Source organism: Mesorhizobium sp. WSM4806 (assembly GCF_055811635.1).
In genome coordinates this window covers 187,351-206,770 of the sequence record NZ_JBVVQZ010000012.1, presented here as the reverse complement: position 1 = coordinate 206,770, position 19,420 = coordinate 187,351, and the positions used below count along the sequence as shown (strand labels likewise).

Below are 19,420 nucleotides of genomic sequence, written 5' to 3'. Positions count from 1 at the left end.
ACATGACCTCGCATTCCGACAGCCTCAAATTCGCCTACTGGGTGCCGAATGTCTCCGGCGGACTGGTCATCTCCAATATCGAGCAGCGGACAGGCTGGGATATCGATTACAACCGCAAGCTTGCCCAAATCGCCGAGGCCAACGGCTTCGATTACGCGCTGAGCCAGATCCGCTTCACGGCCGGCTATGGGGCCGACAACCAGCACGAATCGGTGTCGTTCAGCCACGCCTTGCTCGCCGCCACCACAACGCTGAAGGTCATCGCAGCGATCCTGCCCGGCCCGTGGAACCCTGCGCTGGCGGCCAAGCAGATCGCTACCATCAACCACCTGACCAATGGCCGCGTCTCCGTCAATGTGGTGAGCGGCTGGTTCCGTGGCGAGTTCGCCGCGATTGGCGAACTCTGGCTCGACCATGACGAGCGCTATCGCCGGTCAGAAGAATTTATCCGAGCGCTGCGTGGCATCTGGACGGAGGACAGTTTCACTCTGAAGGGGGATTTCTACCGCTTCACCAACTATTCGATGAAGCCCAAGCCGATCGAGCCCTTGCCCGAGATCTTCCAGGGCGGCTCGTCGCGCGCCGCGCGCGACATGGCTTCGCGGGTCTCCGACTGGTATTTCACCAACGGCAACACGCCGGAGGAGATCCGGAAGCAGGTCGACGACACCCGCGCCAAGGCGAAAGCAAATGGCCACAAGGTCAAGATCGGCGTCAATGCCTTCGCCATCGCGCGAGACAGCGAGCAGGGAGCGCGCGCAGTGCTCGACGAGATCATCGCCAAGGCCAATCCTGAGGCAGTCCAGGGTTTTGCCGATCAGGTCAAGAATGCCGGCAAGGCCTCGCCGGAAGGCGAAGGCAATTGGGCGAAATCCTCCTTCGAGGATCTGGTGCAATACAATGACGGTTTCCGCAGCGATCTCATCGGCACGCCGGAACAGATCGCTGAACGCATCCTCAAGCTCAAAGACGCCGGCGCCGACCTGATCCTGCTCGGCTTCCTGCATTTCCAGGAAGAGGTCGAGTTCTTCGGCAAGCGCGTCATTCCGCTGGTGCGCGAACTGGAAGCGGCTCGCGACAGGGAGCTTGTCGCCGCGGAATAGGTCAGGCGCGGCCCTTGGGCCGCTGCCAGCTCTCCTTCAAATCAGGGACGTTTCATGATTGGTGCTTCGCTGGGAGCCGCCGCATACGAGCGCGCGCCCGAAATTTCCGCCATCCTCGCGGTGACTAACCCCGTCGGCGACAGGCGTCCGGCATGCCTCTCGTCACGGCCGGATGCGGTTCTCGCACTGAGCGGGATCGGCATATCCTTTGGCGGCGTCAAGGCGCTGAGCGACATTGATCTCCAGGTCAAAGGCGGTGAGATCCGTGCCATGATCGGCCCCAACGGCGCCGGCAAGTCGTCGCTGATCAACATCATCAGCGGCCTCTATCACGCCGACCACGGCACGATCGCGATTGACGGCCAGTCCTTCTCCCGGGTGCCGGCGAGCCGCCTGGCACGCCTCGGTGTCGCCCGCACCTTCCAGAACCTGGCGCTGTTTTCCGGTCTTTCGGTTCGCGACAACATCGCTTCGGGCCGCGTCCACACCAGACGCGCCAACTTCGTCGAGCATATTGCCGGTCTGCCACGCGCCCGGCTTGAAGATGCGGGAATCGCCGAAAAGGTCGATCAGACAATCGCGTTCCTGCATCTTGAGGCCGTTGCCGATCGTCTGGTCGCGACGCTACCCTACGGCCTGCAGAAGCGGGTCGAGCTGGCACGAGCGCTGGTCGCCGAGCCCAAGATCCTGCTGCTTGACGAGCCGATGGCCGGCATGACGGCGACAGAGAAGGCCGAGATGGCCGGGTTTGTGCGCGCCGCGCGCGACCGACACGGCGTCACCATCATCCTGATCGAGCACGATATCGGCGTGGTCATGGGGCTCTCCGACCGGGTCGCCGTGCTCGACTACGGCCGCAAGATCGCAGACGGAACGCCAGCCGAGGTCAGGGCCGATCCGGCAGTGATCCGGGCCTATATCGGCACCGCCGAGGGCGGGAATGGCGAGGACATCTAATGAGCTACCATGATTTCCTCTTCGTCATCGAAGTGCTGGTCGGCGGCCTGCTCTCTGGCGTCATGTATTCGCTTGTCGCCATCGGTTTCGTGCTGATCTACAAGACGTCGGGCGTGCTGAACTTCGCGCAGGGGTCGATGGTGCTGTTCGCAGCGCTCACCTTTGTCAGCCTCGTCGAACGCGGCATCCCCTTCGCGCTTTCGCTGCTCATCACCTTCGCGGTCATGGTCGCGCTGGGCTTCACCATCGAGCGGACTGTGCTCAGGCCGCTGGTCAATCGCTCGCCGATGACGCTGTTCATGGCTACGCTTGGGCTGTCCTACATCATTGAGGGCGCTGCTCAGCTGATGTGGGGCACGCAGGTGCACGGGCTCGATCTCGGCATAGACGACACACCCTTTGAGGTCGGCGGCATCCTGATCTCGTCGTTTGACGTTCTCGCCGCGGGCATTGCCGCGGCGATGGTGGCGGGCTTGAGCGCATTTTTCTATTGGACCCGGATCGGGCTGGCGTTTCGCGCCGTCGCCGACGACCAGTTTGCGGCGCTCGCCGTCGGGCTGCGGCTGCCCCGGATATGGGGAACGGTGTGGACGGCCGCGGGGTTCGTGGCGCTGGTCGCGGGGCTGCTGTGGGGCGCTCGTCTCGGTGTCCAGTTCTCTCTGTCGCTGATCGTTTTGAAGGCGCTGCCGGTGCTGGTGCTTGGCGGCTTCGATTCCATTCTCGGCGCCATTGTCGGCGGCCTCATCATCGGCGCCAGCGAAAAGCTCGCAGAGGTCTATCTCGGTGCCTTCGTCGGCGGCGGCATCGAAGGCTGGTTCGCCTATGCGCTGGCGCTGGTGGTCCTGCTGGTGCGCCCCTCCGGCCTGTTCGGCCAGAAAACCGTCGAAAGGGTCTGACCGATGGCCGTGCAAGCGCTCGATGCCGCAAGGCTTCCAATCGACTGGCAGAGATTAGCTCTGCCGGCCGTGCTGGTCGTCGTCGCCTACGGCCTGATCCCCGCCTATGCGTCGAGCTATCTCGTCGAGGCAATCCTGCTGCCTTTTCTGGCGCTCAGCCTGGCGGCGGTCGGCCTCAACCTTTTGACCGGCTACTGCGGCCAGCTTTCGCTCGGCTCTTCCGCCTTCATGGCGGTCGGCGCTTTCGCCGCCTACAATTTCAACCTGCGGACCGAAGGACTGCCGCTGCCAGCGACCATGATCCTGGCCGGGATTTCGGCCGCCGGGATCGGGGTCGTGTTCGGCCTGCCGAGCCTGCGGCTGCGCGGCTTCTATCTCGCCGTCTCGACGCTCGCCGCCCAATTCTTCGTGCAATGGGCGCTGACCAAGTTCGGCTGGTTCTCCAACGACAACCCATCGGGCGTGATTTCGGCACCGCATCTCATCGTCGCTGGGTTCCCGCTCGACGGCGCCACCGGCCGCTACCTGCTTTCGGTCACTACGGTCATCGTGCTGACCGCCGTCGTCTGGCGTCTCGTCAACAGCGCGACCGGCCGCAACTTTATTGCCGTGCGCGACAACGAAACCGCGGCGCGCGTCATCGGCGTGCCGGTGCTGCGAACCAAGCTGCTGGCCTTCGCCATCTCGTCCTTCATCATCGGTGTCGCCGGTGTGCTGTGGGCCTTCACCTATCTGCGCACCGTCGAGCCGGCCGGCTTCAATCTCGACCGCTCGTTCCAGATCCTGTTCATCATCATCATCGGCGGGCTGGCCTCGATGCGCGGCGCGTTTCTGGGCGCGGCCTTCATCGTCGTCTCCCCGCTCGTTCTGTCCCGCATCGGCGCCTTCGCGTTTGGCGGCCTGTTCGATTCGGGCGTGCTCGACATGAGCCAGCGCATCGTGCTCGGCGCCCTCATCATCATCTTCCTCATCGCGGAACCGAACGGCCTGTCGGCCCTCCTGGACCGCCTCAAACGACGATCGGCTCAAGGTCCAGCTGGAGTGCCGCTCGATATTCTCCCCTCACGGACCACAACCTCAGGAGACGCAACCCATGACCTTCTTCAGTCACCTACGGAAGGCGGCGATCGCCACGGCCTTCGTGCTCGGCGCGACGGCTGTCCACGCCGACGAACAGTATTTTCCCCTGCAGAGCTATCGCGTCGGCCCCTATGCCGCCGGCGGTACCGGCTTCTTCGGCGGCTTCATCGACTACCTCAACCTGATCAACATCCGTGACGGTGGCGTCAACGGCGTCAAGCTGACCTGGAGCGAAGGCGAGACCCAGTATGAGGTCGAGAAGGGCGTCGAGGTCTATGAACGATTGAAGAGCAATCCGGGTATCGCCGCCTGGAACCCGCTTTCGGTCGGCATCGCCTACGCCATGATCGACCGCATCACTGACGACAAGGTGCCGCTGATCACCATCAACCACGGCCGCACCGACACCACGGACGGGCGCGTGTTCCCTTACGTCTTCCCGCTGCTGCTCAATCCCTACAGCGAGACTTCCGGCATCGTGAACTACATCGCTTCCAAGGAAGGCAGTCTGGACAAGCTCAAGGGCAAGAAGATCGTGGTGCTCTATCACGGCTCGCCCTACGGCAAGGAGACGATCCCGATCTACGAGCTGCTGGCGCAGAAATACGGCTTCGAACTGTCGCAGATCGAGGTTCCGCATCCGGGCAACGAGCAGCAGGCACAATGGCTGACGATCCGTCGCGAGCGTCCCGACTATGTGGTGCTGCGCGGCTGGGGCGTGATGAACCCCGTAGCGTTGAAGACTGCGCAGAAGACCGGGTTCCCAGCCGATCACATTGTCGGCAATGTCTGGTCGAATTCCGAAGAGGACGTCATCCCCGCGGGCGATGCCGCCAAGGGCTATACGGCCATCACCACCCAGGCCTCGGGCGAGCAGTATCCGGTGGTCCAGGAGATCGTGAAAACGGTCTACGGCGACGGCAAAGGCAATCTCGAGGACAAGAGCCGCATCGGCTCGGTCTACCACAATCTCGGCATCGTCAATGGCATCCTTAATGTCGAGGCGGTCCGCCTCGCGCAGGCCAAGTTCGGCAACCGCACACTGACCGGCGACGAAGTGCGCTGGGGCTTCGAGCATCTCAAGCTCGATCCGGCGCGCGTCGAGGCGCTCGGCGCCGAGGATCTGTTCCACTCGATCAATGTCTCCTGGGACAATCACGAGGGTGACGGCTACGTGACCTTCCAGCAGTGGGACGGCACGAAGTGGAACGTCGTGTCCGACTGGATCGCGCCCGACTGGAAGCTGCTGCGCCCGATCATCGAGAAGTCGTCCGAGGCTTATGCCAAGGAGAAGGGCATCAAGATTCGCACGGCCGAGGAAGCCGACGCAGTGGTCAGCAACTGAGTTTGCAATGGCGCGGCCGACAAACTGGCCAGTCGCGCTATCCAGCTTCCCAACGGAGTCATCGATGTCCAGCCCGCAATATCCGATACTGTCAGTCAGCAGCGTGGAAGCTGTCTACAACGGCTCCATTGCCGCCCTGCACGGCGTCGACCTGTCGGTTGGGAGGGGCGAGATCGTCGCGCTGCTCGGCTCCAACGGCGCCGGCAAGACCACCCTGCTGCGCGCCTTATCCAATCTCCTCCCGGCCGAGCGCGGCGCTGTTACCGCCGGTCGGATCACCTTCGATGGTGAGGATGTTTCAAGAGCAAGCCCCTCGCAGCTCGTCCGCAGCGGCCTCGTTCAGGTCCTCGAGGGCCGGCATTGCTTCCGTTCGCTGACGGTCGAAGAGAACCTCTTCACCGGCGCGCTCGGACGCTCGTCCTCTCGCACCAGCGTCAAGGCCGACCTCGATCGTGTCTATTCACTTTTCCCGAAGCTCGCCGAGAAGCGGCGAACCCGGTCCGGCCTCACTTCCGGGGGCGAGCAGCAGATGACGGCAATCGGCCGCGGTCTGATGTCGCGGCCGAAACTCTTTGTTCTGGACGAGCCGTCGATGGGGCTCGCGCCGCTGATCGTCGACGAGATCTTCAACGCCCTGAAACGGCTAAACCGCGACGAAAGCCTTTCGATCCTGGTTGCCGAACAGAATTCGGCGGTCGCGCTGAAATACGCCGACCGCGCGACCGTGCTCGAGAACGGCGTCAGCGTCCTCGAAGGATCGGCTGCCGACCTGCGCCAGCGCGCTGACATCAAAACCTACTATCTCGGCGGCTCGCCGCTTCCATCCGACCATTTCCCCAAGGAGACCGCAGCATGACCATCCAATCGAAGCAGCCGTCCGAAATCCGCAGCGCCGTGCCACCGGTCGAGCGTCCGTCAGCCAAAGCGCATGTTATCAGGACCGACGCCGAGGCGATCGCTGTCGGCGAAAAACTGGCCGCCGAATTCGCCAAGGATGCCTCCAAGCGGGACCGTGAACGCATCTGGCCGACGGAAGAGCTCGATGCGTTTTCGCAGAGCGGCCTGTGGTCGATCAACGTGCCGAAAGCCTATGGCGGGCCGGAGCTCTCCTATGTGACGCTGTCGAAAGTGATCACCATCATCTCGGCGGCCGATCCGTCGCTGGGCCAGATTCCGCAGAACCATCTTGGCGTTGTTGCCGCCATCCGCACCGTCTCCGACGAGGCGCAGAAGAAGCTGCTGTTCGCCGAGGTGTTGTCCGGCACGCGCTTCGGCAACGCGTTCTCCGAATTCGGCTCCAAGCGGGCGGCCGACTTCGAAACCAAGTTCGTCGACGCCGGTGACCATGTCGTCGTCAACGGCCAGAAATTCTATTCGAGCGGCGCGCTACTCGCGCATCTGGTCCCGATTGTGGCGCTCGATGACGAGGGCCGCGCCTGGTATGCCATCGCCGATCGCGGCGCGCCCGGACTGACGGTCATCGACGACTGGTCGAGCTTCGGCCAGAAGACGACGTTGTCCGGCACGGTCCTGCTCGACAATGTGAAGGTGCCGAAGACGCATCTGGTTCCCGGCTATAAGGGCTACGACCGACCGACGGCCGATGGAGCCATCTTCCAGATTATCCAGGCCGCGGTCGATCTTGGCATCGCCAAGGCGGCGATCGACGAGACGGTCGATTTCGTGCGCACCAAATCGCGCGCCTGGATCGACAGCGGCGTCGATCATGCCTGGCAGGATCCTTATACGATCCAGTCGATCGGCGACCTTCGTCTGCGCGCCAATGCGGCAGAGGCGGTTCTGGAAAAGGCCGGGCTTGCCGTCGATCGCGCCGTCGCCGAGCCGAACGAGAAGACCGTTGCTGAAGCGCAGATCGCTGTGGCGGAATCCAAGATCCTCACCACCGAGATCGCCATCAATGCCACCAACAAGCTGTTTGACCTCGCCGGCACGCGCTCGACGCTGGCCGAGCACAATCTCGACCGGCATTGGCGCAACGCCCGCACCCACACGCTGCACGATCCGGTGCGCTGGAAATACGCGATCCTCGGCAACTACTACCTCAACGATGTCAATCCGCCGCTCCATGCCTGGAGCTGAGCGAGGCGCGTCAAGTCACAGAGGACCATTCATGAGCACTGCCACCCCCGACAGGATCAAGGTCCTGTGGTTTCTTCCGACCCATGGCGACAGCCGCTATCTCGGCACCTCCGAGGGGGGCAGGGCGGTCGACTTGCCCTACCTCACCCAGGTCGCCAAGGCGGCCGATGCGATCGGTTACTATGGCGCGCTGCTGCCGACCGGACGCAGTTGCGAGGACAGCTGGGTCGTGGCTTCGGCGCTGGCGCCGCTGACCCAGCGGCTTCGCTTCCTTGTCGCCGTCCGGCCGGGCCTGCAATCGCCGACGCTCGCCGCGCGCATGACCTCGACGCTCGACCGCATTTCCGGCGGACGCCTGCTGATCAATGTTGTCACGGGCGGCGACCCGGTCGAGAACAAGGGCGACGGCATCTTCCTCAGCCATGACAAGCGCTATGAGGTGACGCGGGAATTCCTCGACATCTACAAGGCCGTGCTGCGCGGCGAAACCGTCGCTTTCGAAGGCAAGCATTTCCGCATCGAGGACGGCCGCCTGCTGTTTCCACCTATTCAGTCGCCACACCCGCCGCTCTATTTCGGCGGCTCGTCAGAGGCAGCCAATGCGGTTGCCGCCGAGCAGATCGAGAAATATTTGACCTGGGGCGAACCACCTGGAGACGTCGCCGCCAAGCTCGACCATGTGCGCGGCCTTGCTGAGAAAGCTGGACGCCAGGTGAGCTTCGGCATCCGGCTGCATGTCATCGTTCGTGAAACCAACGACGAAGCCTGGGCCGATGCCGACCGGCTGATCAGCCGGCTGAACGACAAAACGATAGCCGAGGCGCAGAAGGTGTTCGCGCGCATGGATTCTGTTGGCCAGTCGCGCATGAGTCGCCTGCATGGCGGTCGTCGCGACAAGCTCGAAATCAGTCCCAACCTGTGGGCGGGCGTCGGCCTGGTTCGCGGCGGCGCCGGCACCGCCCTGGTCGGCGATGCGGCCACGGTGGCGGAACGGATTGACGAATACCGGCGTATCGGCATCGATACCTTCATCCTCTCCGGTTATCCGCATCTGGAGGAGGCCTATCGCTTCGGCGAACTGGTGTTGCCGTTGCTGCCGCTCGATCACGAAATCTCGACGCGACCGACGGCCGTGAACATGGGGCCCTTCGGCGAAACGGTGGCCGGAGACCATCGACCGTCGGCACTGCAAGCGAGTCAATCTTGAGCGCCAGAGAATCGGGCAGAGGGCCGGTCGTAGTCATCATCGGCGGCGGCTTTTCCGGTGCGGCGACTGCGTTTCATCTTGCGCGGCTTCTGCCCGCCGGAGCTGCCGATATCGTGGTCGTCGAGCCCCGCGAGGGGCTCGGCTATGGTCTGGCCTATTCGACGCCCGATCCTTCACACCGCATCAATGTGCCGGCGTCGAGGATGACGCTGATCTCCGGCCAGGACAGCCACTTTGCCGACTGGCTGGAGCAAACTGGCGCCACTGCGGACGACCCCGAGGCCATTGCCGCCAATGGAGCGCTCTACCCGCAGCGTCGCGTTTTCGGGCGCTACGTGCAATCCCATCTTCAGCCCTTTCTATTCGGCAAAACGATCCGCCATGTCAGATCCGCGGTCGCGTCAGCCGAACTCAGGGGCGAGGGCTACCACCTGATCCTCGCTGATGGAGGAACGCTCGCAGCGGACGCCCTGGTGATTGCGACGACGCATCCGCCACCGACCTTGCCATTGCCCCTGCAGTCCGTAGCTGGTGCAGCCGGGCTGGTAGCCAATCCCTATGATCTCGAAAAGCTGGAAGCGATAGGACGCTACGACCATGTGCTTGTCGTCGGCACTGGACTGACGTCGGCGGATGTCATCGCAACGCTCGACCGCAATGGCCATCGCGGTCGCATCACAGCACTTTCGCGCCATGGCTACCGGTCGCGAGGCCATGCGGCTACGCATGCCGATCCGATCGGCGACTTCACCGGCCTGCCTTCACGCAGCGCCACCGTGCTGCTCAGGCGTATCAGGTCGACCATCACAACCGCCGCGCAGCAGGGCGAAGGCTGGCACCCGGTGCTCGACGCAGTCCGGCGACAAGGGCAAATCATCTGGCAGGCCCTGCCGCTCGCTGAGCAACGCCGCGTCGTGCGCCATTTGCGCGCGCTGTGGGATGTGCATCGCTTCCGCATAGCGCCGCAGGTCGCAGTCGTGCTCGATCGCCGGCTTGCTGAAGGCACGCTCGCCTATCGCGCTGCATCGATGACTGGCGCCGAGCGGGTCCACGGGCGCGTTGGTGTCACGCTGCGGCCAAGGCGCCAACACACCCAGACGATCGAGACGTTCGACAGAGTGATCGTCACAACCGGGCCGGCGCATGCCGATATTTTCCGGACCAACGCGGCAATAGCCGCTCTCGGGCGAATGGGACTGGTCCGGCTAGACCCGATTGGTCTTGGCTTGGCGACCGACAGCCAAGGCCGTGCGGTCGGGACATCCGGCCGACCGTCCGACAGCATTTTCGTCAGCGGGCCTCTGGCGCGCGGCAGCGTCGGTGAATTGATGGGAATTCCCGAGGTCACCGCGCACGCCGAGCGCATCGCCGATGAAATTCACCAATGGCTAGGATACAGACTGCGTTGCCTCGCAAGGCGTCGTGAAGCTGCAGACACGATGAGCCTGTTCAGATGGCAGTGACGGAACGCATTGCGAAGATGGAAAGCGCTTTCGAGTTGATAAATAGGCCACTGGTCGCGTGGCGCTCCTGGCGCTGTTGGGTTTCTCGCGGATAGGACTTGACGTTGCGAGGTCTGGGGCGGGTCCGTTTGACACTCCCGTCCAGATCCGCTCGACCTCCGAGGTGCCGATCTCCTTCCCAGACTTCGTATCGGCCGCCTGCTTGGCGGTAACCGCAATGATTACGACGACCAGAGACGATCAGCCCATCGCGGCGGGTCGAGAAAGCACTGGGCGGGAAGACGCCTACATCGAGGCCGCCCGCCTTGTGACCGCAGCAAGGGAAAGAATCTGCCGCCGGACATCGACGTCAGTGGTTTAGAGAAGGCGGCTCGGCAGCGAGTTCTGCGTAAACCCAGACGCCTTGAAAATTTGCCGATACACGTGCGTCCGGATTTTGGCGGTGATCTTCACGATGAGCTACAATTTCTAGCGACAGCCGCGCTAGGGGCGAGCCTCCAGCACCATGTTGAACGGCGTCTCCGCGGCGCGACGGAATCGCTTGAAGCCGCCGGCGGTCACCACCTTGCGCAACCTCGCCTCGCCGGCCTGGGCGCCAAGCCCAAGTCCGACTTCCTGCGACAGCGAAGCGGGCGTGCACACGAATGTGGAAGCGGCATAATAGACGCGTCCGACGGAATTGAGGTTCGCCGCTAGATGGTCATGCGCCAACGGCTCGACGATCATCCAGGTGCCATTCGGCTTGAGCGACCCGCGGACATGGGCGGCGGCGCCCTCTGGATCGCCCATGTCGTGAAGGCAATCAAAGAAAGCGACGAGGTCATAAGTGCCGGGATAGGTCTTGGCGGCCGCGACCTCGAAGCGCGTGTTGGCGCCGACGCCGGCTTCCTCGGCCGCCTTTCGGGCACGCTCGATCGAAGCGGAGTGAAAATCGAAGCCGACGAAGCGCGAATTGGGGAAAGCACGCGCCATGAGCACGGTCGATGCGCCGTGACCGCATCCGACATCCCCGACCTCCGCGCCGCGTTCGAGCTTCTCGACTACGCCCTCCAGCGCCGGCAGCCAGGAGTCGATCAGGTTGGCATTATAGCCTGGACGGAAGAACCGCTCCGTACCGCGAAACAGACACGCGCTATGATCGTGCCATGCAACGCCCTTGCCGGACTGAAATGCCTGCCTCACCTTTTCTTCATCGAGCCACAGCGCGGACAGGAACTCGAATGCGCCAGCCATGAAGGCCGAGCTATCTTCATCGGCGAACACCGACTCCTGCTCGGCGTTGAGATAGAACTCGTCATTGGCCTCATCGTAGTCGACGTAGCCCGCCGCTGCCTGCCCGGAAAGCCATTCCCTTACAAGGCGTTCCTGGGTGCCGGTCCGTGCCGAAAGTTCGGCGGCCGTCATCTTGCCGCCTTCGCGCAATGCCTTGAACAGGCCGAGCCTGTCCCCCAGCACGACTCCCGCGCCCGTAGCAATCGCGCCGAGATCGCCGACCAATTTCCCCAAGAAGGCGTCCAACTTTTCCTGACTCGCTTCGGGCATCGGAATCTCTCCTTGTGGGCGCGATGTTGCCGACCTTGCACCCCATCATATGGGCAACGATCGGCGCAGGTGATCGCGGATGACGACCACCTCCATTCCGTCGTCGAGCAGGAAATCCGTCACTTTTCCTCGTCGGTAACGGGCGGAGCCGGAGCGGTCGAAGGGCAAACGAGATCGCAGCAGGTATCCTGGGCAGCCCGTCAGACATCGATGGCTCCGGTTGTGGTGACGGGCGATAAGCAAGTTCGCGGCGAAGTGATTGTTCCGCGGCGGCTATATGTTTCGGTGAGGTGATCATGCGTCTTCTTGTTGGTCGGTCGTGCTTGCGGACGACGTGCATGTACTGTGCCAAACGAGGAAACGATTTAAACGCAATCCAGTAGATCTGACTTTGTATCCGACATTGTCGGAAATTGGACACCGCCGAACGCGAAGCGCTCGGGGCTTGTGACGATACTTGCGCGTGCTCCTTCGGAGGAGGATATGATGCGCCTCGAACCGGCCGCGAGGCCTTCCTGCCCTTTAAGGCGCCAGATCAAGTTGAGCGCCCATACCAGTGAGCCGTCCCGTCGCTTAGTCCAACACGTTTTTAGCTTAGCGTCGCGGTCCAGCTCACCGCGCTCTCGCCATCCACCTTCTGCGCGACCCCAGCTAAACACGCTCTGCGATGATTAAGATACCAACCTGGTCCCGGCCGGCCTTGCTTGCCCGCGAAACTTGAGGCGTTCGTCGATCGGATAGAGGCTTCGATTCAGGAGACCTGCTTCGTGATGCGGCCATGATAGGCCGGTCCCTCACCGACTGCCGCGCGCTCGGAAGAGATCGCCAGCATGCCTCGCGGCTTCATGAAGAGGGCAGCGGCGACTACCGGCGAGATAATATGGCCGGTCGCCGGAGCCCGTATCGGGACAGCATCGCCGGCTGGTTGGTGGCGTATGATCGGAGGGCGACCGATGTCCCTGACCTTTCGACGCGGCTCCAGCTTTGCGAGCAGTCGCTCGAGATTCGAGAAACTACCCGTGTAGCCGCGCTGTTTGATACCGTGGAACAGCTGCTCCAGCACTGGCTGAGAAACGCCTCGAAATGTAAGGTGACATCGTGTTCAACGCCGTCCTGCGTCAGTCGGGTGGCGTGTCGAAGAGTCAGCCATTTAGCGATGCTGCGCCAACCATAGCCGGTATGACCGGCGTCGGCACGGGACAAGCTCATCCTTCCGGAGGGCATGAACATTTCGAACACCATCTGCCGCGATTGTCGATGAGCGTGGCGCACCTGGCGCCTGTGCCTTACCTCAATATGCGGACCATCCTGAAATCAGATTGACTTGCGGGCTCCCGATGTCGGGCGAATTGAGAAACTGCACCCCTATTGCCTCATCGACGAATGTTACCAAACGATTTGGCTGGTGGAAGAGCCGGCGTTGTCCAGTCGCCAGGGCCGACCTGCCGCCAGGCTTTTACCGCCATCTGCACCGTCCGCAGGCTTTTGTTCGTGAACCGTGTCTGATCGACCGCGCATGAAAACGTGCGAACTTTCATGGTGGCGCACCACGAAACGCTACTGCAGAGCCAACCGAGCCCGGCCGGCGACGTCAGCAAGGGGCTCTCGTATAAGACAAGCCGGGGTCCGGATTTCTCCCAGATCATCCACGATTTAAATCAAATTCGCCTTTGGATATTGACGATTGCGCGACCCTCACCTCGTAGATGGCCAGCGCGGGCGGCAACTGAGAGGTCATATGACAAGCGATTTTTCCGCCGCGCGAGTGCATCTAGATCGAGCGTATCATTACCTGCGAGGCGATGACCCGATGAGCCAGAGGGGGCGCGAAGCCTTGGATTTGCTGATCGAGGCGGTTGCTGTCGAAGAGTTCAAGCAGCCGCGCCAAAACGCGGAGGTGCTAACGTTTCCGATTAAGCGCCGCTTCTGAGGCGATCTCCATTGTGGCAACCCATCAACATGGTGTGCAAACACCCTCAGAACACTGCCCGTCCGGCTGGAGCCGAGCCTGTCCTCACAACCATCCGAATTGAGCTGCCGTTAGTGTAGGTTCCATCATCGATGTCGGCGGCAGCTATTCCGGAATGGCCGCCGCCCTGCAGTTCCGCCGCGCCGGCGCCAGGTTCCAGTGATCGACGCCGGGCTGCGGCGGATGCTTTTTGCCAGTCATTCGCCTGCTTCCTGCCCCAGGACGACGTCGATCCGGCCAAAATCGCGAACGGTCGCCTGAGCAGCTTTCGCGCTGCGAGACGCTCGCCTGGTACGACGGAACGGCCGAACGGGTGAGGGGAGCCGCGACTCTTTCGGCTTCCGACTCGCCGACGGGCCTCGGCGGAGGGCCGTTGTAATGGACGCCCATGTTTGCCCGCTGCAAAGGCTGCAGAGAACTCTGCCCTGGAGCAGGCGGATTCTTCGCGGACTGTCCCGGCGCGGCGCTGCATTCCATAAGCTTGTTCGTTGGTGGCGACACGCTCCGGGTTGGCCTTGAAGCGCTCCCAGTCGATATAACCCGGATGCAGGTCGGCATCCGCCACTCGGCCATATTATTCACCTTGATCTGCGAGAGGCCGTCGCCCGGCCGGGGACGACCACGCGTTCGACCGTAGAAGAAGGCGCCGGCATATCTCGGTTATGCAGGACCCGGATGCGGCCGTGCTGTGGCGGCGCCCACATGCGTTCGCTGCGGTTCCTACGCAGTCGTCGCGGGAACAGGATGCCGTTGTCGAGTGTCACCTGCCGCTGACGAGCCTCTCGCCGCTCGGTGTCACCCAGCACTCCCAGCGATAGCGCATCACCCCGGCCGACAAAACCAGATCGCGCACAAGGATCGTCTTGTATCCCTTGAAGCGTGAGTCCGCAGGAGCGCTCTCCGCAACCGTCACCTCGCGGCTCACGCGACCGGCCGTCGCGCTTGGCGCCGCGACGGCGTCGCTTCCCCTCCGGCTGCGTTGCCCATTCCGACGGCTTGGTCGGCTTGTCCGGAGGGCGATCCTTGAGGGTCTGGATCTCGGCGCGCAGCGCCTGGTTCTCGATCTCAAGGCTCTCGACTCGGCCTTGAAGACCGCGCACTAAGCCGATCAGCGCAGCGAACGGCCCGCGGAGCTGAGCAAGCGACAGGCCTTCAAGCGTATTAGTCGGTGGTGGCGTCCGCAAATGGTGAATCACGAACGCGCTCGCCGCAAACCCCCTCCGCCAAATCTGATCCGGTTACGGCTCTCGACGTGACCCAGAGAGCTGGAAGAAGCCTCTGCGAGACTACAAGTGTAACACCATATTGGTTTAGCAGATCAAGCTTCGGTGGTAACCTACGTGGGGTAGAGAAACGACTTTGGAAGCTGAGCAACGGATCGCGATAGCAAACGGACACGTGCAGCTGGAAGTTCATCCCGCGACTGGAGGAGCGCTGGCCGAGGAACCCCGTAACCACCTTGACCTTCCAGACGGGCCATTGACCAATGTTGCAGAACGGTTAGTAACCGCTAACCCGCGCGATACAGCACGCGATCTTGAGAGCTTCAAACCTGCGGAGAGGACTGCTTGGCGCGAGTCCCCGAAAAAGCCTTTGTCGAAGGAACCATGATGTCCGCTTCCATTGCCCCGCAACCATTTAATCAGCGGAAGAGACTTTTGGTCGTCCAGGCCCTGAGCATAGCGGCGATTGGGTCGCTGCTATTCTCTCGCCCCGGTTGGGATGAAGCATCTAGCCTTCACGAGGTCGTCGAGATGATCGGTTTTGTTCTGATCCTCGTCTGCATATTCGGGAGGTTGTGGAGCATCCTCTATGTCGGGGGGCGGAAGAACAGCGAGTTGGCAGTCAGCGGGCCGTACTCGATCACCCGCAATCCCCTATATCTGTTTTCGACGATCGGAGCATTCGGCATCGGCCTCATGTTCGGATCGCTCATCGTTGCATCCGCTCTGGGGGGGTGCACCTATGCGGTTTTCGGAATGACTGCCCGAAAGGAAGAGACGTTTCTTCGTGACAAATTTGGTCCGGAGTTCGAAGCATATGTGGCAAGGACGCCGCGGTTCTGGCCCAAGCCGTGGCTGCATCAGGACAAGCATCAGCACACGTTCTCCACAAACGCATTAAGAAGCACATTCTTCGATGCCCTCTATTTTCTGGCGATCTTTCCAGCCATCGAAGGCATCGAATACCTCCAGGTAGCTGGCTACCTGCCCACCTTTTTTTGGCTGTTCTGATCCTAAAGACGGAGCAATAAGCTTTGTAGCGTACCAGAACCGCGCCTGTTGCGATCAAGGCAACCCCTGCCCAGTTCGACGACGATGTTCCTTGAGGAATGTCACTCCGAACACCGCCACCAGCACGAGGCTCAGTTTGTCGACAGGGGCAACGCGTGCTGCGCCTCCCAAAGTGGAGCACGCGAAAGTAGCAGATCCACGATGCACCTGTCGCCACCCCGGATTGTCCTGCGTCACGTAATCCTCCAGGCACTCGGGAAGCAGTGCCGCTTGCCGGCGATCCTCGCCCTCGACAAACCGCTTTAGCCCGACTCACCTCGCTGATCGGGAATCACGTTATCAAATCAACTTATTTCCACGACAGGCTGGACCCGTTCCGGCCATTGCCGTTGCCACCACGAAGGGTCTTGCAAGGGATTGTTAAGGTCCTCACACCTCTTGGCGATCACCGGAGCAGACCTGGCATTCCTAAGACGTTGTGGCACGGTGGCTTTGTTAGCGCACAGGTATGGTGGGTGTGGTCCTGGACGGAGGCGCGCGTCGCTTCGGGTTTGGCAGGCGATGCACACCGAACCGGCCGAGTGCCAGCGTGCCGTTGTCAAGAACACTTGGAATGCGGCGTGAAATATCGCGCCAGTGCGAGGCATATTGATAGACGGCTACGGTATCTTCGACCGCGTTCTGGTCCACGGCGCTTTCAGGTTGCACCTCCTCACCCTTCATCTGGACGATTTGCTTCTTGGGCTCAAGGATCGTCGTGCGGCCATGCAGGATCATGGCCACCTTCTGGTAGTTGGAGATGTAGACCGGCCGCTCCGGTTCGTCCGCTTCGATCAGGTCGTCGCCGAAAAAGCGGCTGCGATAGCTAGCCTGCAGCAGGGCAAGCAGCGACGGCGCAATATCCACCTGGCTCGCCAGCCCGTTGATCCGGCGGGGCTTGACAAAGCCCTGCGACCAGATGATGCACGGTATGTGGTATTTGTTCATGTCAAGCTCGACCTTGCCTGCGACGCTCGCCGTATGATCGGCGACAAAGACAAAAACGGTATCCCTGAACCACGGTTTCGCCGATGCCTTCTTGACCAGTTCCCCGATCGCGTAGTCGGAATATTTGACCGCCCCATCGCGCCCGCCCGGCGATGGGATGTCTATGGCGCCAGCTGGATAGGTAAAGGGCCGGTGGTTTGACGTGTTCATGACGAAGCTGAAGAAGTTCTTGCCGGCTTTCGCCGAGGCGTCGGCTTGGCGGATCACCTCGTCATAGAGATCCTCATCGCTAACGCCCCACGCATTGGCGAAATGCACATCGCCTGCCGCCATCGTAGCGCGGTCGACGATACCGAAGCCGTTAGTGGAAAAGAACGCGTTCATGTTGTCGAAATAGCCGTAGCCGCCATAGAGGAAGCGCGTATCGTAGCCCGAATCCTGGAACACCGAGCCAATGGTGAAGAGATTGTCGTTGCCGGGGCGACGCAGGATCGATTGCCCCGGGGTCGGCGGGACTGAGAGCGCGATCGCTTCAAGCCCGCGCACGGTGCGCGTGCCGGTCGCCCGCATTTCCGTGAAAAGCAGGCCTTCAGACGCCAGCCGGTCAAGGTTCGGTGTCAGTCTTTTCGGATTACCGAATGTGCCCATGAACTCCGCACTCATGCTTTCCATGCCGACCAAGATGACGTTCTTGCGCAGCATCGGCCCCTCGGCTCGAATGTCACGCGTGATGTCGTTTAAATCGGTGCTTTCGAACGGCTCGTGATCTTCCGCTAAAAGGTCGCGTGTCCGTTCGGCCGCCTGTTTCTCGGGCATGGTCCGATAGAAATTCGCGAAATCGATCTCATTCGAGAAGAAGGCGCTAACCAAACCGTAGAGTCCGTTGCCCCCGAGTTCGCGGGCGATCGCGCTCGGCATCGGCCGTGTGATCGAATCGGGCGTCACCAACACGCCGGCGGCGGCCATTCCCGTTATCGTCGCAAAGACCGCCAGCCGCTTCATGAACGGCGGATGCGGCGCGAAGCCTGCCTTCACCTGGCGGCGGAGCAGATAGGCCCCGCCGACCGCCAAAAGGCCGATGCCGGCAAGCAGCGGCACCACCGGATAGCTCTCCATGATGTTCTGGATCACTTCCTGCGTGTACACGAGGTAGTCGACCGCGATGAAATTGAAGCGCGTCGTGAATTCGTCCCAGAAGAAATACTCGCTGACCCCCTGCACGACCATCATAAACAGGAAGATTGCGAAGCCCGAGAGCCCAACTGCGCGGTCAAACCGCTTTCCGGCCCACGAAACTGGCAGGAGCAGCGGGAAGAGGAGAAAGACCACGAGGATTGGAAGCAGCGTGACGATATCGAACCAGAAGCCAGTGAAGAAAGGAACCAGCCAGTCGGCCGGATGGAAAGACAGGTCTTTGGCCGAAACCAGCGACAGCGCCAGCCTGACGAGGAACTGAGTCAACAGGAAAAGCAGGATGAACGGCTTCAGCCGACGAAAGAACGCACCGACCGATTGAGCAAAAGTCATAGCAAGCCTCCGAAGCAGCTGGATGTCTGGGCAATTATGCCTTGTTTTCAACCTTGGCAACCGTCGGGACGAGATCGATCGCATGGCTGCGATGCCGATCCCCGATTTGGCCCGCGCGAGTCCCAAACTTCATCGACGGTGGTGGTAGCGGAACGATGTGAAAGGTTCGCGGCGAAGGTGATTTGTTCTCCACTTTGAAGGCGCTGCATCCAAATCTCCCCTGTCTGAGAAGGTGGATGGGCACGAAACGCCGAGCACCGTCCTGATGTTGCCGGGCCTCACTCGAGCATCACCCGAGCAGCATCACGATCAACGTCACCTGGCGTTCGACAGCTTTCTTGTCGCCTCTTCGCCTTTCCCCTCTTTGCCGAAATATCCCCAACAACCGCTGCTCTATCGCCTGGGGATCTTCTGGTTCTCTGCCTTCACGCTCGTTGCCGCCGTCACCTACGCGCTCGAGTGTCGAACGCCTCACTCATCGACCAGCTATTTGTCGGTCGGGAGCGACCAGCAGCAACAATCGAGAGGATCATCTGACATGAAACAACTGCTTTACGCCGCAAGCGGGCTTGCCGCTGTCACCTTCTGCCGAGCACCGCAATGGCTCAGGATGCCTCTTGGGGGTGCCAAGTTCTGTTGTGCGCGGCTTCGTCCAATCCATCCTGGCACGGCGGTCCGTACCGCGTTCCGCCCATGAAGAAGCTGATCTCTGCCATGGCGAAGCCCGGTTTCTCTTGGCCCGGTATGCCACGAAGCGAACGCCGCAGAGCCGGGCCGCCAAGAGTACGCCGACCTGCCCGGAAGGCTCGGACGTTGGTTACAGCGAGCGTGGCCGGGGGGAAACCGCACGGAACCGAACAGATACACAAAGACGGCCAAACACTCAGCGGAGACGCATCCGAGACTGCCAATTCTGCCATCAAAATGGCGGTCTTTCTGTTTACCGATACGCATCCAAGTTCTCCGTTCTTCTCCATAACGATTATTACTGTGCCGGTTTACCGCTGTAC

Annotated in this window: 15 protein-coding genes and 2 pseudogenes; 12 read left to right on the top strand and 5 right to left on the bottom strand. The window is 61.7% G+C overall.

The features are described from left to right. Positions 1-2: 2 nt before the first annotated feature. The 9 genes and pseudogenes from sfnG (at position 3) to AC0L2M_RS19660 (ending at position 10,151) form a co-directional block, all read left to right on the top strand. On the top strand, positions 3-1,103 hold the full coding sequence (gene sfnG / locus AC0L2M_RS19700; protein WP_473535657.1) for a dimethylsulfone monooxygenase SfnG: 1,101 nt from the start codon (positions 3-5) through the stop codon (positions 1,101-1,103). A 54-nt stretch (positions 1,104-1,157) separates the two neighbouring features. Then, complete coding sequence (locus AC0L2M_RS19695) at positions 1,158-2,060, top strand: ABC transporter ATP-binding protein (RefSeq protein WP_473535656.1); 903 nt, start codon at positions 1,158-1,160, stop codon at positions 2,058-2,060. Further along, positions 2,060-2,956, top strand: a complete 897-nt coding sequence (locus tag AC0L2M_RS19690; RefSeq protein ID WP_473535655.1) for a branched-chain amino acid ABC transporter permease — start codon at positions 2,060-2,062, stop codon at positions 2,954-2,956. Before AC0L2M_RS19695 ends, AC0L2M_RS19690 begins: the two co-directional genes overlap by 1 nt. A gap of 3 nt (positions 2,957-2,959) precedes the next feature. Beyond that, positions 2,960-3,976 (top strand): annotated as a pseudogene (locus AC0L2M_RS19685) (branched-chain amino acid ABC transporter permease); the annotation flags it as partial. A gap of 73 nt (positions 3,977-4,049) precedes the next feature. After that, entirely contained in the window at positions 4,050-5,381 is a 1,332-nt protein-coding gene (locus tag AC0L2M_RS19680; RefSeq protein WP_473535654.1) for an ABC transporter substrate-binding protein, read from the top strand. Between the two features lie 64 nt (positions 5,382-5,445). Next, positions 5,446-6,237 carry an ABC transporter ATP-binding protein gene (locus tag AC0L2M_RS19675; protein ID WP_473535653.1) on the top strand — a complete coding sequence of 264 codons (792 nt, stop codon included), beginning with the start codon at positions 5,446-5,448 and terminating at the stop codon, positions 6,235-6,237. Next, positions 6,234-7,481 carry an SfnB family sulfur acquisition oxidoreductase gene (locus tag AC0L2M_RS19670; protein WP_473535652.1) on the top strand — a complete coding sequence of 416 codons (1,248 nt, stop codon included), beginning with the start codon at positions 6,234-6,236 and terminating at the stop codon, positions 7,479-7,481. The genes AC0L2M_RS19675 and AC0L2M_RS19670 overlap by 4 nt, the downstream gene beginning before the upstream one ends. A gap of 31 nt (positions 7,482-7,512) precedes the next feature. Next, the gene (gene ssuD / locus AC0L2M_RS19665; RefSeq protein WP_473535651.1) at positions 7,513-8,688 is read left to right on the top strand and encodes an FMNH2-dependent alkanesulfonate monooxygenase; all 1,176 of its coding nucleotides are present in this window, start codon (positions 7,513-7,515) and stop codon (positions 8,686-8,688) included. Then, complete coding sequence (locus AC0L2M_RS19660) at positions 8,685-10,151, top strand: FAD/NAD(P)-binding protein (RefSeq protein WP_473535650.1); 1,467 nt, start codon at positions 8,685-8,687, stop codon at positions 10,149-10,151. The genes ssuD and AC0L2M_RS19660 overlap by 4 nt, the downstream gene beginning before the upstream one ends. A 483-nt stretch (positions 10,152-10,634) precedes the next feature. Here the strand turns inward: AC0L2M_RS19660 and AC0L2M_RS19655 are convergent, their stop codons facing one another. Continuing rightward, positions 10,635-11,693 (bottom strand): class I SAM-dependent methyltransferase, encoded by a 1,059-nt coding sequence (locus tag AC0L2M_RS19655; protein ID WP_473535649.1) that lies wholly within the window; start codon positions 11,691-11,693, stop codon positions 10,635-10,637. A 751-nt stretch (positions 11,694-12,444) separates the two neighbouring features. Next, positions 12,445-12,756: a hypothetical protein gene (locus tag AC0L2M_RS19650; protein ID WP_473535648.1), complete on the bottom strand. Its 312-nt coding sequence runs from the start codon at positions 12,754-12,756 to the stop codon at positions 12,445-12,447. A gap of 35 nt (positions 12,757-12,791) precedes the next feature. On the opposite strand from AC0L2M_RS19650, the gene AC0L2M_RS19645 reads away from it, so the two are divergent. Together AC0L2M_RS19645 and AC0L2M_RS19640 are read left to right on the top strand one after the other, a co-directional pair. Then, positions 12,792-13,016: a hypothetical protein gene (locus AC0L2M_RS19645; protein ID WP_141246629.1), complete on the top strand. Its 225-nt coding sequence runs from the start codon at positions 12,792-12,794 to the stop codon at positions 13,014-13,016. A gap of 415 nt (positions 13,017-13,431) precedes the next feature. Next, positions 13,432-13,623 (top strand): hypothetical protein, encoded by a 192-nt coding sequence (locus AC0L2M_RS19640; RefSeq protein ID WP_473513595.1) that lies wholly within the window; start codon positions 13,432-13,434, stop codon positions 13,621-13,623. Positions 13,624-14,422: 799 nt separating this feature from the next. On the opposite strand, the gene AC0L2M_RS19635 is transcribed toward AC0L2M_RS19640, so the two are convergent. Then, a complete protein-coding gene (locus AC0L2M_RS19635; protein ID WP_473535647.1) occupies positions 14,423-14,575 on the bottom strand; it encodes a hypothetical protein in 153 nt (50 codons plus the stop codon). A 655-nt stretch (positions 14,576-15,230) separates the two neighbouring features. On the opposite strand from AC0L2M_RS19635, the gene AC0L2M_RS19630 reads away from it, so the two are divergent. Beyond that, entirely contained in the window at positions 15,231-15,896 is a 666-nt protein-coding gene (locus tag AC0L2M_RS19630) for a methyltransferase family protein (protein ID WP_473513593.1), read from the top strand. A gap of 22 nt (positions 15,897-15,918) precedes the next feature. Here the strand turns inward: AC0L2M_RS19630 and AC0L2M_RS19625 are convergent. Both AC0L2M_RS19625 and AC0L2M_RS19620 read right to left on the bottom strand, forming a co-directional pair. Then, positions 15,919-16,119, bottom strand: a pseudogene (locus AC0L2M_RS19625) (EamA family transporter); the annotation flags it as partial. Positions 16,120-16,391: 272 nt separating this feature from the next. Continuing rightward, positions 16,392-18,410, bottom strand: coding sequence for an LTA synthase family protein (locus AC0L2M_RS19620; protein WP_473535646.1), 2,019 nt, complete (start codon positions 18,408-18,410; stop codon positions 16,392-16,394). Positions 18,411-19,420: the final 1,010 nt, after the last annotated feature.

Bases quoted from the DNA above. Each gene is read 5' to 3' on its own strand.
- AC0L2M_RS19620 (WP_473535646.1), bottom strand. From the start codon at position 18,410: ATGACTTTTGCTCAATCGGTCGGTGCGTTCTTTCGTCGGCTGAAGCCG.
- sfnG (WP_473535657.1), top strand. From the start codon at position 3: ATGACCTCGCATTCCGACAGCCTCAAATTCGCCTACTGGGTGCCGAAT.
- AC0L2M_RS19675 (WP_473535653.1), top strand. From the start codon at position 5,446: ATGTCCAGCCCGCAATATCCGATACTGTCAGTCAGCAGCGTGGAAGCT.
- AC0L2M_RS19690 (WP_473535655.1), top strand. From the start codon at position 2,060: ATGAGCTACCATGATTTCCTCTTCGTCATCGAAGTGCTGGTCGGCGGC.
- AC0L2M_RS19655 (WP_473535649.1), bottom strand. From the start codon at position 11,693: ATGCCCGAAGCGAGTCAGGAAAAGTTGGACGCCTTCTTGGGGAAATTG.
- AC0L2M_RS19640 (WP_473513595.1), top strand. From the start codon at position 13,432: ATGACAAGCGATTTTTCCGCCGCGCGAGTGCATCTAGATCGAGCGTAT.
- ssuD (WP_473535651.1), top strand. From the start codon at position 7,513: ATGAGCACTGCCACCCCCGACAGGATCAAGGTCCTGTGGTTTCTTCCG.
- AC0L2M_RS19670 (WP_473535652.1), top strand. From the start codon at position 6,234: ATGACCATCCAATCGAAGCAGCCGTCCGAAATCCGCAGCGCCGTGCCA.
- AC0L2M_RS19680 (WP_473535654.1), top strand. From the start codon at position 4,050: ATGACCTTCTTCAGTCACCTACGGAAGGCGGCGATCGCCACGGCCTTC.
- AC0L2M_RS19695 (WP_473535656.1), top strand. From the start codon at position 1,158: ATGATTGGTGCTTCGCTGGGAGCCGCCGCATACGAGCGCGCGCCCGAA.